Source organism: Pseudomonas sp. I8001 (assembly GCF_013385345.1).
Lineage (GTDB): Bacteria > Pseudomonadota > Gammaproteobacteria > Pseudomonadales > Pseudomonadaceae > Aquipseudomonas.
In genome coordinates this window covers 129,079-147,211 of the sequence record NZ_JACAQC010000015.1, presented here as the reverse complement: position 1 = coordinate 147,211, position 18,133 = coordinate 129,079, and the positions used below count along the sequence as shown (strand labels likewise).

The window sequence follows — 18,133 nt, the reverse complement described above, 5'->3', positions numbered from 1 at the left end:
GTTACCGCAGCAACGGATATGTACTCAATCAATCAATCAATCAATCAAACCACTCCCCCCGCTCAAGAAACGTATTCCGAATCATCTCCACCACCCACCCCACCTCCAGCGGATGCCGCACATCAGCACTCACCCCCATCCAGACCTGCCGCTGCATCCCCTCCAGAAACACCCCATCCAACGCCGTCAACCCACGATCAAAACAACTCATATACCGCGGCAACAACCCAATACACGCACTGCACCGAATCATCTCCAGCATCAGCGGATACGCTTCCACCCGCACCACCCCCGCCAGCCGCTGCTCCACCAGGCTATTCCACGGCCGCAGCGCCTCCACCTGCCGGTCCGGCTGCCACTGCACCAACATATAATCCGCAAGGTCTTCAATGCTGTCCGGCCGCACTGCCAACCGCGAATACCGCTTGGCAATATGCGGCGAATAATCCAACCGCGCCAACACCTCTGGCGCCCCAATGGCAAAACTCGGCCCCGCCCCCGGCGAATCCATCCCCGACAACCACACCACCACATCCGCATCCAGCGCCTGCAACCCCAACTCGCTGTCGATGGAAATGATCTCCAGCCGCACACTCGCATTGCGCCGCAACAGCGCAATCAGGTCCCGCCCCAGAATGTCATGCAGGATCGACTCGGCAACCGCCAGCCGAATCAACGGTTGCTCCAGCACCGGCAAGCGTCGCTCATGCGCCAGGGCAATCAACTGCGCCTGCAACTGCTGCCCTTCACGACTCAGGGCCAGGACATTGCCCTGATAGCTGAACAGCGAACGCCGCAGTTGCTCTTCCAGCTGCGCCAGGCGCTTGCGCAACTGCGTGGCCTTGATATTGAGGCTGCGAGCCGCCTGCATGAAACACCCACAGCGGGCGCTGATCAGGAAATACTGCGCCACCTCGGGCTCGATGGCGGCCGCCAGGGCCAGCCAGGCCTCGCGGGATTCGGTCGACGTACGATAAGGCGCGACGCCGTGGGGTACAGCCGGTTCAACAAATACCATGGGAGACTCCCTGTCTTGTGGGTACTGTGCATCCAATGCGGTGATACGGTTTTACTCCAGCACCTTGTTCAGCTCGGCGCCATCGATACTCAAGGTCGCGGTATTGAGCATGCCTTCCAGGTAGGCCTTGGCAATCTGCTCCTGGCGTTGCGCACGCAAGGCCTCGTTCAAGCGGCCACGCAGTTCATCCAGCGTGGCGGTGCGCGCCGGTTGTTGCCCAGTGAGTTTGAGCACGTGAAAACCCGCCGCACTCTGCACCGGCTCCGACACCCCGCCCGTCTTGAGCCGCGCCACCACACCGCGCATTTCAGGCACCAGTTGCTGCAACGGCTGCATCCCGGAATCGCCACCGCGCCGGGCGCTGTCGGGGTCCTGGGAATACTGGCTGGCCAGGGCGGCAAACTCGCCTGGCGAGGCCTGCGCCTTGCGGCTCAACTCCTGGGCCTGGCGGCGCACATTGTCGACGGTTTGCGGGTCGCTCACGGCCAGGAAAATCTGGCTGACCTGGTACAACGGCGGCGTCACCCATTGTGCCTTGCCGCTGTCATAGGCTTGCTGCAATTCGGCGGCGCTGGGGTAATCCGTCGGCACCTGGCTGACCGACAACATGTAGTCGCGAAACACGATCTGCTCGGTGGCGGCGCGGGTCTGTTGCTCCACCTCCGGGCGCTGCCGCCAGCCCTGGGCATCGGCCTGTTCAAGCACGGCCTTTTGCGCCAGGCGTGAACGCAGCCAGGTTTCCAGGGCGCTGCGGTTGCCACGCAACTGCTCGCGGGTTTCCGTCGGCAAGGCGGCCAACACCGACTTGAGTTCGGCGAGGTCGATCTGCTGGTTGCCCAGGCGCGCCACCGCCGGCCCGTCCTTCACGGCCACCGGCGCCGGCTGCTGGGCTGCGACCGGGTCACTGCCCGGCCGCAGGCTCAACCCCACCGCGACCGCCAGCACCACCAGGGCGCCAGCGCCGACCACCAGGGTTGGTTTCTTCACAGGGCAGGCGCCTCTTCACGGGCATCGACGGCAGGCGCGGCGTCGGCCTGGGCTTGAAGCTGGGCGGCTTGCTGGCTGTATTCACGCAGGTAGACGATGAATTCCTGCAGCAGGCGATCCCACAATTCCAGCTGATTGCGCAAGTACGGCGCACCCACGCCGGCGGCCACCACATCCATCTCCATCAGCAGGGACTCACCCTGCAACGACAACCGCGCAAAACGTCGGGAAGCGTTCCAGACCTGGGCCAGCCCCTCGGGCAATTCGCCCTGCACCCGCAGCGCGCAGCTGTAGGTGAAGTCCACGTAGCTGCCCTGCTCTGCCGCCGGGTTGCCCAAACGCACGGCGAAGCCGATGCCCTGACTTGCGCTGAGCAATTGCACGATGCCGTTCTGCTCGGTCTGGTTGACTCGGTAGCCGGCTTCCTGCAGCAGCTCGGTCAAGGCTTGCGGGGTCACGCTGGTGATCAGTTGTACGTCGCTCATAGGGGTCTCTTCCTTGTCGATCAATGATTAGTGACGGTCTGTGGAGCATCGAACCGATTAAGGTAAAGGCCGTCACCAAAACCCTGGGCGAGTTCCTCGAACTTGACCCGGGTGCTGCTGGCGAACGGTTGGCGGATGCTCATCACGTCGGCCACGTCGATTTTTTCGTAGGCCGTCAGCAACTGCTGGGCCACGTCGTACATCTGTTGATTCTTGACTGAACATTGCTGCACTTGTGTGTCACGTTCCGTGAGTTGCGCCTGCAAGCGTGCGCGCTCGGTTTCTTTGCCCCGGGCGATTACCAGCAAGTCTTCATAGGCTTTCTTGAACTTGCCCACCTGCTCATTGCTCGCGGCCACCTGGGCCTGGGCCTGGCTGTGCAGACTCTGTTGCTGGCCCACCAGTTGCTCGGCCACGCCACGGGTCTTTTCCAGTTCGGCGGTCAGTTGCTTGACCTGCGCCTGGGCCTGCTTGGCCTGGGTTTCGGCGGCGATGCGTGCGGCACTGGCCTGGGCCTGCTCGCTTTGCAGCGCCTGCAACTGCTGGGTGGTGCTGCGCAGCTGAGTGCGCAGGCGCTCCTCCATACCCTCAGCCGAAGCGCAGGTGGTAACGAGCAGTAGAAGCAGGCCGCAAATTCGCGTGTTCATGAGCTTTCTCCGGCGCATCAGAAGCGCGTGTTGAGTTCCAGTTGCATGACATCCACTTCAAACGGCGCGCCATACACTTCGGAGGCGCTGAGCCAACGGGCACTGGCGTAGATGTTCTTGTCGAGGCCGTAGTTGGCGCCGATGAAATAGCCCTTGGCGTTGGTGCCGCCGAGGTGGAACGAGGAGTCGTTGAAGCCGTCCGGCAAGGCATCCGGCTGGATGTATTTGTAGCCGGCCAGCACGTTCCAGTCGCCCTTCTTGCGCATCTCCAGCGCACTGCCGAGGGTGAACTGCACCAGCAGCGCATTGCCGCCACTTTCAAACTGGCCGTCGCTGTTGAGGTTGTTGACGATCTGGCCTTCGCTGCGCTTGAGCATCTCGCCCTTGTCGTAGGCCAGGTTGTGGATGAAGTTGGTCTGGCTGCGCAGCTTGAGATCTTCCGGCAGCTCGCTGTCCCACGCCAGGTTGAGGTCCAGCACATTGAACTTGGACGCCAGGCCGACGAATTGCGGTTGCGGGGTCAGGCCAGGCGTTGCCGGGTTGGGGGTGATGTCTCGCAGCAGGAACACGCTGTTGCCCTTCTGCATGAAGGCCAGGCGCGTGCCATCGGTATCGCACGCCGGCTGGCCGGCCCACGGCGAGCAAGGGCTGGAGCGTTCGCCCTGGATATCGCCGAAGTGGTAGTAGGCCATCGAGCCCTTCAGGCTGTTGCTGCGGTTGATCTTCCAGTCGGCGCCGATCTGCCCGCCGAACAGCCATTTGTTTTCGCTCTCGTCCTTGTCGAAGCCGTTGGTGGTGGCGGTGTCGGGGCTGTATTCCACCGGGAACGCGCCGAGGGTGCCGAACAGGCCCCAGTCGCTGTTGAGCTTGTGGTTGAAGATCGCCGCCACACCGTCGAAGTTGAGGTCGCCGGAATACATCATGTCGGTGGAATAGAACGGGTTGGCAAAACGTCCGGCGGTCAGGGTCATGTAGTCGGTGGTCTTCCAGGTGAGGTAGCCCTGGTCGAGCCAGATGTCTTTCTTGCCGAAGCCGCCGCCCAGGGTCTGGGTGGTGGACACCGGGTTGTTGTCGTTGCCGGTGCCGAGGCGGATGCCGGCGGTCCATTCCGGCGAGATCACGGCTTTCATGCCCAGGCGGGCGCGCAGGCGGAACAGGTTCTCGCGGTCTTCGCGGGTGTTGAGCAGCGGCGGCAATTTGGTGTTGGTGTTCTTGTTCACGTCGTAGGGGCCGCTGTCGTTGAGCTTGGCGTAATCGACGATTTCATTGCTGTTGTTGCCCGAGAAATAGCGCGACTCATCCCGCAGGCGAATATCGCCGTCGAAGCTGATGCGCGAGACCCACTCCGGGAAGGTGTTGGGCTGGGCCCAGTTTTCCTGCTTGGCGGTGGCCATGACCTCGGCCTTGACCTGGTCGCGAATCTGGTCGCGCACCGCGGCCGGCACGTACTGCACCCGCACATCGCCGGGGGCCGCCTCTGGGCCTGCCGCTACCGCCGTGGCGGTGCTGGCCTGGCGTGCCTGCCGGGCTTCCTTTTCAGCCTGGGCGATCAGCCCGTCGGCCTGTTCCTGCTTGAGCACACCTTGCTGCACCAGCAGGCGGATCAGGTTGATCGTGGCGTTTTCCGAAGGCGCGGCGGCGGCCGTCGCCTGGCCGACCAGGGTCGCGATGACCATGCCGACCGCCAGGGTCAATCGATTCACGTGGGAAATCATCTGCACACAACTCCTGTAGAAAACTGCAAAAAAGGGTTCGATCAATCCGGGCGCCGGCCCTTGAGGGACAGGCGTACCGGCAGGGTCATTGAGGCGGGTGTGCGTTCCTTCAGCCGCGGTGTGGCACGCAATGCGGCCAGCACCTGGGCGTCGGTGTCGGCGTCGCCGCTGGACTTGGCGAGCTCCACGCGCGTCACCTCGCCGTCTGCGCTCAGCCACAGGTCGGCCTGCACCGTGTAGGCCTTCTTGCGCAGCTCCGGGTCTTCCCGCAGCAGGCGCTGGAACACCCCGGCCAGGTACTGCTTGAACGTCCCGGTGCCGAGCCCGCCACCACCGGAACCGGCCATGCCGCCGCCCTTGCCGGCACCGATGTTGAAACCGTCGGTACCGGACTGCGCGTCGCCGTCGATCTGCATCGGGTTGGCCAGGTCGTCTGCTGGCGAAGGCGGTGCCTCTTCCTCGGGCTTGACCTCGTCGGGGGTCGGCGTGGGTTCCGGCTCGGGGATTTTTTCCTGCACCTCGGGCTCCGGTTCCTTGGGTTTTTCCAGTGGCGGTGGTGGCGGTGGCGGTGGCGGCAGCGGAATAATCGTGGGCACCTTGGGCGCTTCACGGCGCACGCCACTCATGTCATTGGCCCACTGCCAGAGAAACCAGGCAGCCACGGCGCCCAGCAGCAGGCCAATGCCCCACTTCAGCGGGCGCAATGGCGGCTTGTTCTTGAGCGGCGTCGGCGTGATCGGCATCTGTGCGGTCATGACTCAGCCCTGGCTCGGTTTGCCGGTGACCAGCCCGACCTGGGACAGCTCCAGGCGACGCAGCAGGTCGAGTACTTCGATGACCTTCTGGTACTGCACCATGGCGTCGCCGCGCACGATCACCGGGAAGTCCGGGTTCAGCGCTTTCTCGATGCGCAGGCGCTCTTCGAGTTCAGGCAAGGTCACCGGGTAAGCGTCGAGAAACACCTGGCCGCCATCGTTCACCGAGATGGCCTTGGTCTTGGCCTCGGACAGCGATACCGAAGCACTGGCCTTGGGCAGGTGGATCTGGATCCCCGAGACCTGGGCGGTGGCGGTGAGGATAAACATCACCAACACCACCATCAGCACGTCCACCAGGGGCGTGATGTTGATGCTGTCGACGGGTGCGTCATCGTCATCGTCGTGGGAGGCATTCACGGAAGCCATGCTGATTCTCCTCAGGCCGGGACGTGGGCGTGGTGGTCGCGACGGTGCGCCGCTTCACTGTGCTGGCTCTCGCCGTGCATCTCCGCCAGACGGGTGATGAACTCGTCGACGAACACGCGCATGTCGGCGCTGACTTCCTTGTTGCGGGTAATCAGGCGGTTGTAGCCAAACAGCGCGGGGATCGCGACAAACAGGCCCATGGCCGTGGCCAGCAAGGCCGCCGCCATACCCGGGGCGATGGCGTTGATGTTCACGTCGCCGGCCATCGCCGTGCCGAGGAACACCACCATGATCCCCAGCACGGTACCGAGCAGGCCGATATACGGGCCACCGGCAATCGCGTTGGAGAGGGTCGACAGCTTGGCGCCGAGCTGCTGGTTTTCCCGGGTACGCACGCCGTCCATGGAGCAGCGGATGGCTTCGATGGTGGCTGCCGAGACCGACGAGGTGTCGGCGCCCTGGGCGCGGCGAGTGCGGATTTCCTTGACCGCGACCCGGTACAGGCGCCACAGCGAGGAATGGGTCAGGCGCTCGGCCAGCAACGCGTCGTCGTAGTACATCTCCAGGCGCGTACCGATCTGTGCGAATTGCTCGCGGAAGATATCGTTGGCAGCACTCACGCGACTGACCTGGCGGTTCTTGCGGAGCATGATGAACCACGACTGGAACATCATCCCCACCAGCACCAGGATGATCACCCAGGCATCCACCGGCACCGCCTTGAGCAGGAACCCCAGGCTGCCGAAGCCGAAGCCCGACTGTTCTTCATCCACGCCATAGGCCACCAGTTTCGACTCGGCGCCCTGGGCCGTGGCATCGGCCAGCAACAGGGCTGCCGGGCGCGCGACCTTGGACAAGCGCAGTTCGTCCATGGCCCCGGTAAACGGCAGGTGCCCGCCGGCGGCTTCCGGCAAATCGGCACCGATGGCCAGTGGCGAATTGAACGCCGGCATCGCCACTGCGAGGGTCGCGGTCTCACGGCCGTTGACGTACAGCGAGACCTTGTCGCCCTCGGCGGTGAACGCCAGGTGCTGCCATTGGCCGGGGTTCAGCGGCTGGGTCGAGACGGCGCGCTGGCCGTCGATTTCAATAAACGGCATGCCCTGGTTCAAGCCCAGCAACAGGCTGTGGGCGCCCTCGCGACGGGCCACCACCACTTGCTCGCCGCTGGCCTGGTCGACCCGCAACCAGGCGCTGAAAGTGAAGGCGCCGCCCGCTGCGTGTTGCAGCGACGGGCTGGCTGGCAGCAGCAACGGCTGGCCACTGAACTGCAAGGCCCGGCCGATCACGCCGTCGATGCTCGCACCGGTGGCGTTTACGGCAGTGTTGCCGTAGGCCGTGGTGTCCCCGGGCGGCGTGCCGTTGGCGCCGTCGAAGTGGTAGAGCGCGGTGTAGTTCGGGTCGAAGGTCAACTGGCCGTTGGCGGTGGCCGGCGCCTTCTGGTTGCCGTAGTACATCCACAGGTCCTGGCGCTGGCCGCCTTCGACCTTGGGCACATCGACCCAGATCAGCGCCATGCCCATCAGCGGGTCGAAGCTTTCGATCTGGTGGTTGAACACGGTCTTGTCATCGGCGCTGACAAAGCGCAGGTCGGCGCCGTCGTCCTTGACCCCGTCAAAGCTGAAGTTGCCGGTGTGCAGGCGCACCAGCAACGCAGTGCGGCCCAGGGCCTGGCTGATGGCTGCGCCCTGGGAGGTGGTGTCCACCGTGATCTGTTTACGGTAGTGCCAATCGTCCTGCCACCAGGCATGGGCGGTGGCCGGGAGCGCGAAGCCCAGGCAGATCAACAGGCTCAGAAATAGGCGTTGCATGTCAGGAGTCTCCGAAAAAAGGGGTCAGAAAGTCGCCTGCACACTGAAGTGCAGTCGCGAGTCCTGTTTCTGGGTATTTGGGCCTTCAAGCAGCGGGTAGCCCCAATCCAGGCTGCCGGACAACCACTTGCTCAAACTGGCGCGGGTGCCGAGGCCGACACTGGCCAGGCTGTATTCGTCTTCCTGCTCGGGCAGCGGGTCATGCAGGCGCAGGCGTGCGCCTTCGGCGAACGCGTAGAAGCGCCACTCCTGCACGTAGCTGCCGAGAAACTTGGCCAGGGACGGCGTGCGCAGCTCCTGGGACAACAGGTAGCCTTCGTCGCCGGTGCGCTCGGCGGCGAGATACCCGCGTACCGACGTAGCACCGCCGGCGGAATATTGCTCGTTGGACACCAGCGGCCCCGAGGCCAGCTGGAAGCCGGCCTTGGACGCCGACTGCCAGTCGTTGCCGAAGGTGTAGGTGTAATTCAGGTCACCCTTGAGCACCGCAAAACTCGGGCTGGCCTTGTCACGCTTGTACTGGAACTCCTCGGCGTCGCTGCCGTAGCCGAAGAACGCGCGGGTACCCACCACCAGGCTCAAGCCCAGCCCCAATTGCGACTGCTCGGTGTAGCGGTAGCCGTTGTAGCCGAAGGTCAGCGGTGCGTACTTCAGCGGGATATCGTCCGTGCTGCCGCCAAACTTCATCTGCTCCTTGAAGTCCTTGAAGTCGACCCCGGCAGAGAACGAATTGGCCCAATTGCCACTGGCCGGCAGGCTGTAGATCGCCGACACGCCATAGGAATGGCCCTTGCCCAACACGTTGCTGCCGCCGATGGTGGCGATGTTGCTGTCGGACTGATAACCGGAGAACTGCAGGCTCCAGCGATCAGTCAGCGGCGCGCTGTAGGAGCCCGACCAGACCTTGGCGTTGTCGCTGTCCTGGGGCGCGGTGAAGTAGGTCAGGGAAATGCTGTGGCCCAGTTGCCAGAGGTTGTCGTAACCCAGGGTCGCGACGCTGCGCAGCTCCTTGGTGTCGGCGCTGTAGTCGTTGTTCAGGCCGAGGCTGGCGTGCCAGGGGTTCTGGTCTTCCACCTGCAGGTCGACGTCCATGGTGCCGGGGCGCTGGCCCTCGCGGACCAGCGGCGTGACCTGCCGCCCGGCGCTGCGATTGAGGCCGGCGAGTTGGGTTTGCACGCTGGTGAAATCCGGAACCGCGCCCTCCTTCAAGCCGGGTACTTCGTCGCGGATTTCCACCGGCGAATAGTGCTTGGCGCCGACCACGCGGACGCGCCCGACCTTGGTTTCGCTGACCTGCAGGTAAACGATTCCGTCATCGACCTTCTGCTCCGGCAGTTCGACGAACACCGACTGATAGCCGCGTGCCTGATAGATCTTCTGCAAGGCATCCCGGGCGCCTTCGATGTCGGCGAGGGTCTTTTGCGGGCCGAGAAACGGGTACACCGCCTCTTCGATCGCACGAGCGTCGAGCACGGTGTTGCCGCGCACGAAGTACTCGTTGACGTCCACCAGCCGTGCCGGAGGCCCGGGCTGGGTGCCCTGCTCTTCGGCCTGTAGCGGTTGCGCCAGTGCACCCAGCGTCAGCCAGCACAGCGCCAGCGTTAATTTGAACAGATGCTCCACACCGCCCCCTGGTCTACTAAGAATGATTGCCGTCGCCGTTTGCCCGGCGTTTGGCCCGTTCAATTGCTGGATATCGAGGTGTTGCCATGCCGGGCGAGCCAGGTGTGCAGCAAGGCGAAGTTCAGGGAGAACTCCGGCATGTGCAGCAAGGCGCCACAGAACACTTCACCGATGATTTTCTGGATCAACTGCACCGCCTGCGGGTTGTTCAGGAACGTGGCGATGTCGCGTTGCAGGAGGTTGATGCCCCAGACTTTCTGGTTCAGGTCGAGGCCGACGAACCAGCGGAACAGCAGGTTGTAGTTGAGTTGTTCGTGCAGTTGCTGTTCGTTGGGGACTGAGTACAGGAGTTGCAGCAGCAGGATCTGCAAGACGGTCTGGGGGGCGATCTGGGTGCCGGGTTGGGCCTGGAGCAGGTCGCGGTGGAGGTCGAGGATGTCGTCGATCTGCGGGCGCAGCAAGACCAGTGAATGGCCTGCGGGGATGTAGCTGGAGACTTCCTTGAGCGCGCCTTGCCAGTCGTCCTGGGAGACGATCCATACCCACGGTGCGCCATAGCGGTAGACCGAGACCGGTTTTTTGCGTGCGGCTTCGACGATCTTTGACAGGCGCTGGTCGAGCTCCTGCATGCCGACTTTCGAGTAACGTTCCATAGTTCCCATTCGCCCCACTCCTGGCATCCTGCTTGCGGCTCTGACGTCGCCTTTTTTGGCGGTGTTGAGCGCGTTACATAGCCAAGACGGGGGTCGCTGGGGACTACCGAACTTTTGTCATAAAAGCTTCTTTTTTGGGGCGGGGTGAGGTGGGCATATCCGTTGCTGCGGTCAGGGCTGGTATTGGTTCCGCTCTTACAGCGGCTCACTTTTGGAGTGTTGTGAAGCAAAATCAAAAGTTAAAGCGGGCACGGTTCAAATGTGGGAGCTGGCTTGCCTGCGATGGCATCGCCTCGGTGTATCTGAAAAACCGAGTTGTCTGCATCGCAGGCAAGCCAGCTCCCACAGAAAAGCAGAACCACGGAGTGCGGGCATGCCGAGCCTAGGCGAGGCACCGAGTGGTGGAGCAGAGACCTTTTGGTTACTTTTGGCTGGGCCGGCATTCCGGGCGTTTGCCAAAAGTGACCTGCTGTAAGAGCGGAACCATAAGCGGCCGTTACCGAAGAAACGGATATGTACTCAAACCAAAGACCCCGGCAACGGCAACTCATAAGACTTCTTAACCGTCCGCACCACCAAAGTAGACGAATAAGTACGAATCGGAATATCCCGATAAATCTCTAAAAACCGATAGATATAATCAGTGTACTCAGTGGCATCCCGAAACTTCGCCACCATCACAAAATCAAACTCCCCGGTCAGCAGATAACAGTCCTGAATCTCCGGATGACTCGCCAGGATATGCTGCATCTTGCGGTCGATATCATTGCTGTCCCTATCAAGCTTGATCAGGAAGAACGCCGTAACCTGAATCCCAAGCTTGCGCTCATCCAGCACCGCCACCTTGGCCTTGATGATCCCGACACTCTCCAACCGCCTGATACGCCGGTAACAACTGGTTGAAGACAGCCCGACACTGTCACTCAACAACTCCAGACTCTGACTGCAATCCCTTTGCAATTTCCCCAGAATCTTCAAATCCATGGCATCTGTCATTTTTTCCATATCTTCCTTGAAAAAACTGCAATGAATCCACCGTAAACACCCACCAATTTGCACAAATCCTGCGCGGTGGCGCACTAACATCAATCCAGCTTAGCAGCCCAGCCAAATCAGGCACCGGGGCCGCATGAGAGGGATCTTATGATAGTCGCGAAACCGACATGGGCCACCGATATCCACGGCCTATTCAGCGCCCCCTACTGGATCCCCCAAGAGCAACGCGCCGCCGTCGCCGCCTCCTGGGTGGGCTGCATGAACGCCTACTTCGTATTCCTCGAAGACCCCGCCTCCGTCAAGACCTGGTCCGAAACCATCTACCAGCACCTGGCCTCCCGTAGCATGCCGCTGACCCTCGACCAGCAGCAGTTCTGGCCCATCGACGCGCTGGAAACCTTCAGGCTGTGGGTCAACCAGGGCTGGCGCCTCACTCCCGCCTCACCGTTCGACGAGGCAGAACGCATCCCCCCACCCGACCTGCCTCACCCGGTCAAACGCGTGCGCCAGGACATTCGCGCACTGACACAGGAACAACTGAACCTGTACCGCTCACGCCTCGATGACGTAATGCAGGTGGCCAACGCCGACAGCGGCTCCCCTTGGCAGCGTTACGCCTATATCCACACCAACTGGTGCCTGCATTACCAGGAAGCGTTTGCCCTGTGGCACCGGGCCTATCTGCTGTACCTGGAAGCGCTGATCGACTGCCCCATTCCCTACTGGGACTGGATGGCCGAAGACGCCAGTGTCGACGGCAGCCCCCAGGCCGGCTTGCCCCAGGCGTTTCTCGATGAAACCTACGTGCACCCGCACACCGGCGAGGTTCGCCCTAATCCGTTGCGCTACGCCGCTGCCAAGGACGGCTGTTCGAAGGTCTGTGAAAAGGCCAGCATCCCGGGTGTGGACTGCCGCTTCGTGCAACGCAATCCGCTGTTCTACACCAAGGGCGAGACGCAGCGCGTCGAACGCACCCAGTTGTACGGCATGAGCCGGATTTTCCAGCAACAGGTGGTCGATGCCCTGAAGTTCAACACCTTCAGCCAGCCCCAGGGCGTGCCAGGTTATCCCTGGGCGAACATCCCGGTGTTTGATCCCCCCCAGGAAGATGACCTGTACCCCAACCGTGCGCTGAATTTCGACGGGCTCTACGAGCAGCCCCACGACAACTATCACGGCTGGATCGGCGGCGACATGGCTGACAACGCCTACACCGCGTTCGACCCGGTGTTCAGCTCCTACCACGCCAATATCGACCGGATGCTGGAGGTCTGGATCCGCGCCCACCCGGCAGCGCAGTACACCACCCAGTGCCTGCTCCAGCCGTTTGCCGGCAGCGAGGCCGACGATGTCACCTTCACCAGTGCCGACGCGTGGCGCTACACCACCCTGGGGGACATGGCCCAGGACAGTCGGCATATCGGCTATGACTACGGTGTGCCCGTCGCACCGCCCTTTGGCACCCGCCGCCCGGCCGCAAAAGCCTGCTGCCAGCAAAGTTCGACGCCGATGCAAGCGCAGGAACAAACCGCAAGACTGGGCCCGTGGGTGGTGTTCGACCATGTGCGCTGCACCCACGACACCTACCTGATCGACGTATTCCTCAACCAGCCCGACGCCACGCCGCAGCAGGTGAGCGCCGACAATCCGCACTATGTCGGGCGCTTCAGTCGCATCGGCATGGGCCTGGTGGATGACAAGGGCCGCTGCATCACCCATGGCGTGTCACGCGCGCTGAATGCCGCGCGCACTGCTGCCGCATTGAACCTTCGCCCCACTGACACCACGCAGTTATCCGTGGTGGTGACCCATCTCGATAGTGCCCGGGTGTTGACGCCGCAGGAGTACGCGCCGCTGCCTGGCTTTATCGCCCAACTGGTGTGGGACGACCCGCGCCAAACCGTCGCCGGCCCTGCTCCCAGTGCCGGTTGCTGCTCCGTTTCCACCACAACAACACCTGGAGAATCGACATGAGCACACCCTTCAAACAATTCACCTCTCCCGCCGGGCAAGCTCCCAAGGACTACAACAAGCTGGGCCTGGAAAACCAGTTGCCGCAGTTTGAAACCGACTGGAACAACGACCTCACCGGCTGGACCCAGTCTGCGATCATCGGCAACCCGTGGTCGGGCCTCAATGACGCGCCGCGCTCGGGCTATTACAACCCACTGGTGGAAGGTTACGGCCCCACCACGCCGCCGGCGATTACCTGGGCGCCCTTCCCCAATCGGCTGTGGACGTTTTTCTACAACAACGGCACGGCGGTGATTCCACAGTTGGGCGGCAAGGCCATGTCCATGCAACAGGTGATGGAGCTGACCGACAACGGCCAGATTACGATCAACAACACCCTGTACATGCTCTACGACCCGAACAAGCAAGGCACCCTGCTGCAACTGCCCGTCACTCGCTGCCCGAGCATCGACTGGCAAGGCAAGTACAAGGATTTCTCGCCTTCGGGCCCCCGTGGCTGGCTTGACGAATATTGCGAGTGGTCCATAGTGCGCGATGCCGACGGCAACATGCGCAAGATCACCTTCACTTGCGAAAACCCGGCGTATTTCCTGGCCATGTGGCGCATCGATCCGACTGCTGTACTGGGGCTGTATCGCGACTACATCGACCCGCAGGTGCAACTCGAAGACCTGTACCTGCGCTACACCGCCGACTGCCCGACCGGTAAGGCCGGCGATCCGGTCATCGACCCCACCACCGGTCAACCGGCCTACGACACCGTCAACAAATGGAACGCCGGCACCGCCTGTGTGCCTGGCCAGTACGGCGGTGCGATGCACCTGACCTCCGGCCCCAACACCCTGAGCGCCGAGGTGTACCTGGCTGCCGCGGCGACCATCCTGCGGCCATTGAGCAGCAGCCAGAATTCCCAGGCGTTGATCTGCTGCGCGCAATACGGGCAGAACTACCGCAACTCCGATCCGCATATCGGTTTCTCGGCCAACAGCGTGGCAGTGAACAACCGGCTGTCGCTGACCAACCCCATCGGCCTGTACCTGCAACAACCCACCGACTTCTCGGCGTGGAAAGGCCCCCAGGGCCAGGACGTCAGCCAGTACTGGAAAATCACCCGTGGCACCGCCAAGTCCGCCGCCAACGGCTCCGACCAGATTCTGCAAGCGGTGTTTGAAGTGCCGGTCAGCGCCGGGTTTTCGATCAACGACATCACCATCAGCGGCCAGCCGATCGACTACGTGTGGGTGATTGCCCAGCAGTTGCTGGTGGGCCTGAGTGTGACAACCACGCCCATCAGCCCGACGCCGGATTCCTGCCCGTGCGTGACGGACCGGGTCAACGGTGTGCAACCCTGGCCGGTACAGCTGTTGCCGCTGGACCTGTTCTACGGGCAGTCACCCACCGACCTGCCGGCCTGGCTGGCACCCGGCACCAGCGGGCAGTTTGCCCTGGTGGTGCAAGGCGCCGACCTCAAGACCACCGCCGAGACGGCGCGGGTGCAATTCTCCAATCCTGGGGTGACGGCGCAGGTCACAAAGTTCCTGCCGGATGCCTCGGCCATCCCCGGGCAAACCAACTCCGGTGGCACCCAGGGCTACCTGCTGACCATCACCGTAAGCCCCACTGCCGCACCGGGGCTGGTGACAGTGCGCGCCCTCAACCCGGGCGAAGCCGATAACCCCAGCGCGGCGGAACACCCATGGGAATCCGGATTGGCGCTGGTGCCTGGCGCCTGACTGATACAACCCATCAGCCGCACCCACCCAGGGTGCGGCTTTACCTGCTTGCAAGGAGCGCGATGATGTCCAGGTTACGCTTGAGTGTTTTATCGCTGCTGACCAGTGTGGTGCTGAGCCTGTTCGCCATGCAGGCCGCCTACGCATCCCCCACTTCCGACGCCGACGCTTGCGTGCAGCAACAGTTGGTGTTCAACCCGAAAAGCGGCGGCTTCCTGCCGATCAACAACTTCAACGCCACCGGCCAGAGCTTCATGAATTGCTTTGGCTGGCAGTTGTTCATTGCCCTGAACTGGCCGGTGAATCCCGGTTGGCCAGCCACACCTGCCCTCGCGGGTGAGCCGGACATGAACAGTACCCTTGCGCAATTCGGCGTACCGACTGCCTCCGGGCAGCCGATGAGCGTGGCGCCGGTATGGGCCAGCTACAAGGACGCCAACGATATCTTCCTGCCCGGCGCGCCCGCGCCCACCGGCTGGGGCGTGCAAACCCTGGTGCCGTCCAATTGCAGCACCCAGGGCAGCCTCAGGGCGATGTCGGTGGGGGCGCGCAAGTTCATGACCGCCACCTCCGAAAGCGCGATCAACGCGCGGCATGGGTTTCACCTGTCCAGCGGCACCCTGGCCTCGATTCCGGACCCGATCATGGAGGCCTCCGGCGGCTGGCTGACGGACCAGTCGCAGAACCTGGTGTTTTTTGAACGCAAGGTCGGCAAGGCCGAGTTCGACTACATCGTCAGCAAAGGGCTGTACGACGCGGCCAACCAGCTGAAAGTCGCGCAGAACCTCGACAACCAGAACCCCGGCGGGCTGTCCTTGCCCATCGGTGAACCCATGCGCTCGCTGCCGCCCAACCCGGTGCCTCAGGAGCAACTGGGAGCTCTGGAGGTCAAGGCAGCATGGCGAATCCTCACCGGCAAACCCGAGCTCTACGGACGTTACCTGACCACCGTCGCCTGGCTCAAAAATCCGGCCACCTTGCAGTGCACCCAGCAGGTGGTGGGCCTGGTGGGCCTGCATATCATCAACAAGACCCAGGCCTCGCCCAACTTCATCTGGACCACCTTCGAGCAGGTGGACAACGTGCCGGAACCCAACCAGGTGCCGCCACAACAAACGCCGCCCGACAGCTTTGCCTTCAACAACCCGAACTGCGGCACCGGCCCCGAATGCACGCCGAACGTGGCGCGTATCCAGTGCAAGCAGCAGCATCCGGACCGCGACTGCACCGAGCCGTTTCCACGGGACCAACCCGTGCAGACCACCCGGGAACATCCGCTGCCCACTGAACTGCAGGCGCTTAACGGCGCGGTGCAGGCCAATTTTGCCCAGCAGAGCCAGGGCAAGTCGGTGTTCCAGTACTACAAACTGATCAACGTACTCTGGACCCTCACCCCCAACCCGCCCACCCAGCCGGAACCGGGTGTCAGTGCGCAAGTGCCGCTGTCCTACGGGCCGTTTATCAGCCAGGGCAACGTACCGGTGGCCAACACCACCCTGGAGACCTACGTCCAGGGCGACAACTGCAATGCCTGTCATCAGTACGCGACCATCGCCGGCAGCTCGACCCTGGCCTCGGACTTTTCGTTCCTGTTCAACAGTGCCGATTCGGCCAGCAAGAAAAGCCTGGTCAAGCGCGTAAAAGCCTTCCAGACCCTCAAGGACAGTTCACCCTGAACTCGACTGTTCAGACCGCTGCTCAAGGTTTCTCGGTGCTGTAAGGCCTTGAGCATTTGGTCCTTGCGCTAGCTCCTGCTGGTTAAAAGAGGCGCCCCTTATCAAGTAACGCCCGAAATGTCCGACAGCCCCCGCATCTACCCGGTAAGACCGCTCTCGAGGGATATCGTGTGGCCACCCGCCGGCCACTCATGACTTTTGGTAAAGAGTCCTTTTCGGATTCAGCGGTTTTTCCGAAGGAACGAGAGGCCGATACTCGACTCCATTGTTCACACCACTTCAGGAGTCACTCATGTCCATTCCCGCATTCGGCCTCGGCACGTTCCGCCTGCAAGGCCAGGTCGTCATCGACTCCGTCAGCACCGGCCTGGAGCTGGGCTATCGCGTCATCGACACCGCACAAATCTACGAAAACGAAGCCGACGTCGGCCAGGCCATCGCCGACAGCGGCATCCCAAGGGACGAGCTGTTCATCACCAGCAAGATCTGGATCGCCAACTTCGCCGAAGGCCAGCTGATTCCCAGCCTCAAGGAAAGCCTGCGCAAACTCCAGACCGACTACCTGGACCTGACCCTGATCCACTGGCCATCGCCGGAAGACCAGGTACCGGTCGCCGAGTTCATGGGCCAGTTGCTGGAAGCCAAGCGCCAGGGCCTGACCCGTCAGATCGGTATTTCCAACTTCACCGTCGACCTGATGAAGCAGGCAATTGCCGCCGTCGGTGCCGAGCACATCGCGACCAACCAGGTGGAACTGCACCCGTACCTGCAAAACCGCACCGTGGCGGAGTTTGCCAAGGCCCATGGCATCCAGATCACTTCCTACATGACCCTGGCCTACGGCGAAGTGCTGAAGGACCCAGTGATCCAGCAGATCGCCGAACGTCATCAGGCAACCCCGGCGCAAGTGACCCTGGCGTGGGCCATGCAACTGGGCTACGCGGTAATCCCGTCCTCGACCAAGCGCGCCAACCTGGCCAGCAACCTCAAGGCTCTGGACCTGACCCTGAGTGACGCTGACATGGCGCATATCGCCGCCCTGGAGCGTGGCCATCGGCTGACCAGCCCCAAAGGCATCGCGCCGAACTGGGACTAAGCCGCAGGGCTGCCGGACAACTCCCGCAGCCACGACAACACCCGCAACCCGTCGGTGGCTGACGGCGGGTCGATGATGTCCATGAAGTGTTCAAGGTTGATGCTGTCCGGCGTACCCGGCAGGCGCACCAGCAGGGTTGGTGCGGCGGCCGGCGTGCCCAGTTCGCGGATATCGTAGACCAGCACATGGCGAATCTGCGGGTGCTGTTCCTGGAAGGCCAGCACCCCGCCGTCGCTGTCTGCCAGCCCGGCGTTGATGATCAGCACATCGAACGGCCTGGCCGGAATCGCCGTGAGGATCCGCACTTCTTCGAAGGTCTGCACCGGAACGATGCGGTAATAGCCCAGTTGGTTGAGCATTTTTTCGATGTACAGTCGTTGCAGATGCTGTTCATCGGCGATCAGGAGGGTCAGTGCTTTGTTTGGCATGGCGAACACCTGAGCAAGAAGCGCTCGTGAAGGACTGGACGCACTATTTTCCAGACATATTCCGAAGACTAAATAAGGCTTGTTCCACCTTCACGTAGGAGTTGTCC

At 62.5% G+C, this 18,133-nt stretch carries 16 protein-coding genes; 4 read left to right on the top strand and 12 right to left on the bottom strand.

What is annotated here, in order from left to right:
• Window positions 1-40 precede the first annotated feature (40 nt).
• From HX839_RS14445 to HX839_RS14395, 11 genes are all read right to left on the bottom strand, one after another.
• Window positions 41-1,018, bottom strand: coding sequence for a LysR family transcriptional regulator (locus tag HX839_RS14445; protein WP_177067230.1), 978 nt, complete (start codon window positions 1,016-1,018; stop codon window positions 41-43).
• 51 nt (window positions 1,019-1,069) lie between these two features.
• A complete protein-coding gene (locus HX839_RS14440) occupies window positions 1,070-2,005 on the bottom strand; it encodes a peptidylprolyl isomerase (RefSeq protein ID WP_177067229.1) in 936 nt (311 codons plus the stop codon).
• Window positions 2,002-2,490 carry a YbjN domain-containing protein gene (locus tag HX839_RS14435; protein WP_177067228.1) on the bottom strand — a complete coding sequence of 163 codons (489 nt, stop codon included), beginning with the start codon at window positions 2,488-2,490 and terminating at the stop codon, window positions 2,002-2,004. Before HX839_RS14435 ends, HX839_RS14440 begins: the two co-directional genes overlap by 4 nt.
• 20 nt (window positions 2,491-2,510) lie before the next feature.
• The gene (locus HX839_RS14430; RefSeq protein ID WP_177067227.1) at window positions 2,511-3,137 is read right to left on the bottom strand and encodes a DNA repair protein; all 627 of its coding nucleotides are present in this window, start codon (window positions 3,135-3,137) and stop codon (window positions 2,511-2,513) included.
• Between the two features lie 17 nt (window positions 3,138-3,154).
• Window positions 3,155-4,852, bottom strand: coding sequence for a putative porin (locus tag HX839_RS14425; RefSeq protein ID WP_177067226.1), 1,698 nt, complete (start codon window positions 4,850-4,852; stop codon window positions 3,155-3,157).
• Between the two features lie 41 nt (window positions 4,853-4,893).
• A complete protein-coding gene (locus HX839_RS14420; protein WP_177067225.1) occupies window positions 4,894-5,607 on the bottom strand; it encodes an energy transducer TonB in 714 nt (237 codons plus the stop codon).
• Window positions 5,608-5,610: 3 nt separating this feature from the next.
• Window positions 5,611-6,036, bottom strand: coding sequence for a biopolymer transporter ExbD (locus tag HX839_RS14415; RefSeq protein ID WP_003211540.1), 426 nt, complete (start codon window positions 6,034-6,036; stop codon window positions 5,611-5,613).
• Window positions 6,037-6,047: 11 nt separating this feature from the next.
• Window positions 6,048-7,847: a DUF2341 domain-containing protein gene (locus HX839_RS14410; RefSeq protein WP_177067224.1), complete on the bottom strand. Its 1,800-nt coding sequence runs from the start codon at window positions 7,845-7,847 to the stop codon at window positions 6,048-6,050.
• Between the two features lie 24 nt (window positions 7,848-7,871).
• The gene (locus HX839_RS14405) at window positions 7,872-9,470 is read right to left on the bottom strand and encodes a ShlB/FhaC/HecB family hemolysin secretion/activation protein (protein ID WP_177067223.1); all 1,599 of its coding nucleotides are present in this window, start codon (window positions 9,468-9,470) and stop codon (window positions 7,872-7,874) included.
• 59 nt (window positions 9,471-9,529) lie between these two features.
• Entirely contained in the window at window positions 9,530-10,123 is a 594-nt protein-coding gene (locus HX839_RS14400) for a transposase (protein WP_087694077.1), read from the bottom strand.
• Window positions 10,124-10,642: 519 nt separating this feature from the next.
• Entirely contained in the window at window positions 10,643-11,107 is a 465-nt protein-coding gene (locus HX839_RS14395; RefSeq protein WP_032899475.1) for an Lrp/AsnC family transcriptional regulator, read from the bottom strand.
• Window positions 11,108-11,266: 159 nt separating this feature from the next.
• Between HX839_RS14395 and HX839_RS14390 the strand changes: the two genes are divergently transcribed.
• From HX839_RS14390 to dkgB, 4 genes are all read left to right on the top strand, one after another.
• Window positions 11,267-13,093 (top strand): tyrosinase family protein, encoded by a 1,827-nt coding sequence (locus tag HX839_RS14390; RefSeq protein ID WP_177067222.1) that lies wholly within the window; start codon window positions 11,267-11,269, stop codon window positions 13,091-13,093.
• Window positions 13,090-14,826 (top strand): hypothetical protein, encoded by a 1,737-nt coding sequence (locus tag HX839_RS14385; protein ID WP_102606333.1) that lies wholly within the window; start codon window positions 13,090-13,092, stop codon window positions 14,824-14,826. The genes HX839_RS14390 and HX839_RS14385 overlap by 4 nt, the downstream gene beginning before the upstream one ends.
• Window positions 14,827-14,891: 65 nt before the next feature.
• Entirely contained in the window at window positions 14,892-16,502 is a 1,611-nt protein-coding gene (locus HX839_RS14380; RefSeq protein ID WP_177067221.1) for a hypothetical protein, read from the top strand.
• A 292-nt stretch (window positions 16,503-16,794) separates the two neighbouring features.
• Window positions 16,795-17,598: a 2,5-didehydrogluconate reductase DkgB gene (dkgB, locus tag HX839_RS14375; protein ID WP_102369365.1), complete on the top strand. Its 804-nt coding sequence runs from the start codon at window positions 16,795-16,797 to the stop codon at window positions 17,596-17,598.
• Here dkgB and HX839_RS14370 read toward each other — a convergent pair.
• The gene (locus HX839_RS14370) at window positions 17,595-18,026 is read right to left on the bottom strand and encodes a chemotaxis protein CheY (protein WP_177067220.1); all 432 of its coding nucleotides are present in this window, start codon (window positions 18,024-18,026) and stop codon (window positions 17,595-17,597) included. The genes dkgB and HX839_RS14370 overlap by 4 nt on opposite strands.
• Between the last annotated feature and the right edge of the window lie 107 nt (window positions 18,027-18,133).

What these genes read in the sequence shown, in the direction of transcription:
- HX839_RS14445 (WP_177067230.1), bottom strand. Translation starts at nt 1,018, where the DNA reads ATGGTATTTGTTGAACCGGCTGTACCCCACGGCGTCGCGCCTTATCGT.
- HX839_RS14435 (WP_177067228.1), bottom strand. Translation starts at nt 2,490, where the DNA reads ATGAGCGACGTACAACTGATCACCAGCGTGACCCCGCAAGCCTTGACC.
- HX839_RS14430 (WP_177067227.1), bottom strand. Translation starts at nt 3,137, where the DNA reads ATGAACACGCGAATTTGCGGCCTGCTTCTACTGCTCGTTACCACCTGC.
- HX839_RS14425 (WP_177067226.1), bottom strand. Translation starts at nt 4,852, where the DNA reads ATGATTTCCCACGTGAATCGATTGACCCTGGCGGTCGGCATGGTCATC.
- HX839_RS14420 (WP_177067225.1), bottom strand. Translation starts at nt 5,607, where the DNA reads ATGACCGCACAGATGCCGATCACGCCGACGCCGCTCAAGAACAAGCCG.
- HX839_RS14415 (WP_003211540.1), bottom strand. Translation starts at nt 6,036, where the DNA reads ATGGCTTCCGTGAATGCCTCCCACGACGATGACGATGACGCACCCGTC.
- HX839_RS14410 (WP_177067224.1), bottom strand. Translation starts at nt 7,847, where the DNA reads ATGCAACGCCTATTTCTGAGCCTGTTGATCTGCCTGGGCTTCGCGCTC.
- HX839_RS14400 (WP_087694077.1), bottom strand. Translation starts at nt 10,123, where the DNA reads ATGGAACGTTACTCGAAAGTCGGCATGCAGGAGCTCGACCAGCGCCTG.
- HX839_RS14395 (WP_032899475.1), bottom strand. Translation starts at nt 11,107, where the DNA reads ATGGATTTGAAGATTCTGGGGAAATTGCAAAGGGATTGCAGTCAGAGT.
- HX839_RS14390 (WP_177067222.1), top strand. Translation starts at nt 11,267, where the DNA reads ATGATAGTCGCGAAACCGACATGGGCCACCGATATCCACGGCCTATTC.
- HX839_RS14385 (WP_102606333.1), top strand. Translation starts at nt 13,090, where the DNA reads ATGAGCACACCCTTCAAACAATTCACCTCTCCCGCCGGGCAAGCTCCC.
- HX839_RS14380 (WP_177067221.1), top strand. Translation starts at nt 14,892, where the DNA reads ATGTCCAGGTTACGCTTGAGTGTTTTATCGCTGCTGACCAGTGTGGTG.
- dkgB (WP_102369365.1), top strand. Translation starts at nt 16,795, where the DNA reads ATGTCCATTCCCGCATTCGGCCTCGGCACGTTCCGCCTGCAAGGCCAG.
- HX839_RS14370 (WP_177067220.1), bottom strand. Translation starts at nt 18,026, where the DNA reads ATGCCAAACAAAGCACTGACCCTCCTGATCGCCGATGAACAGCATCTG.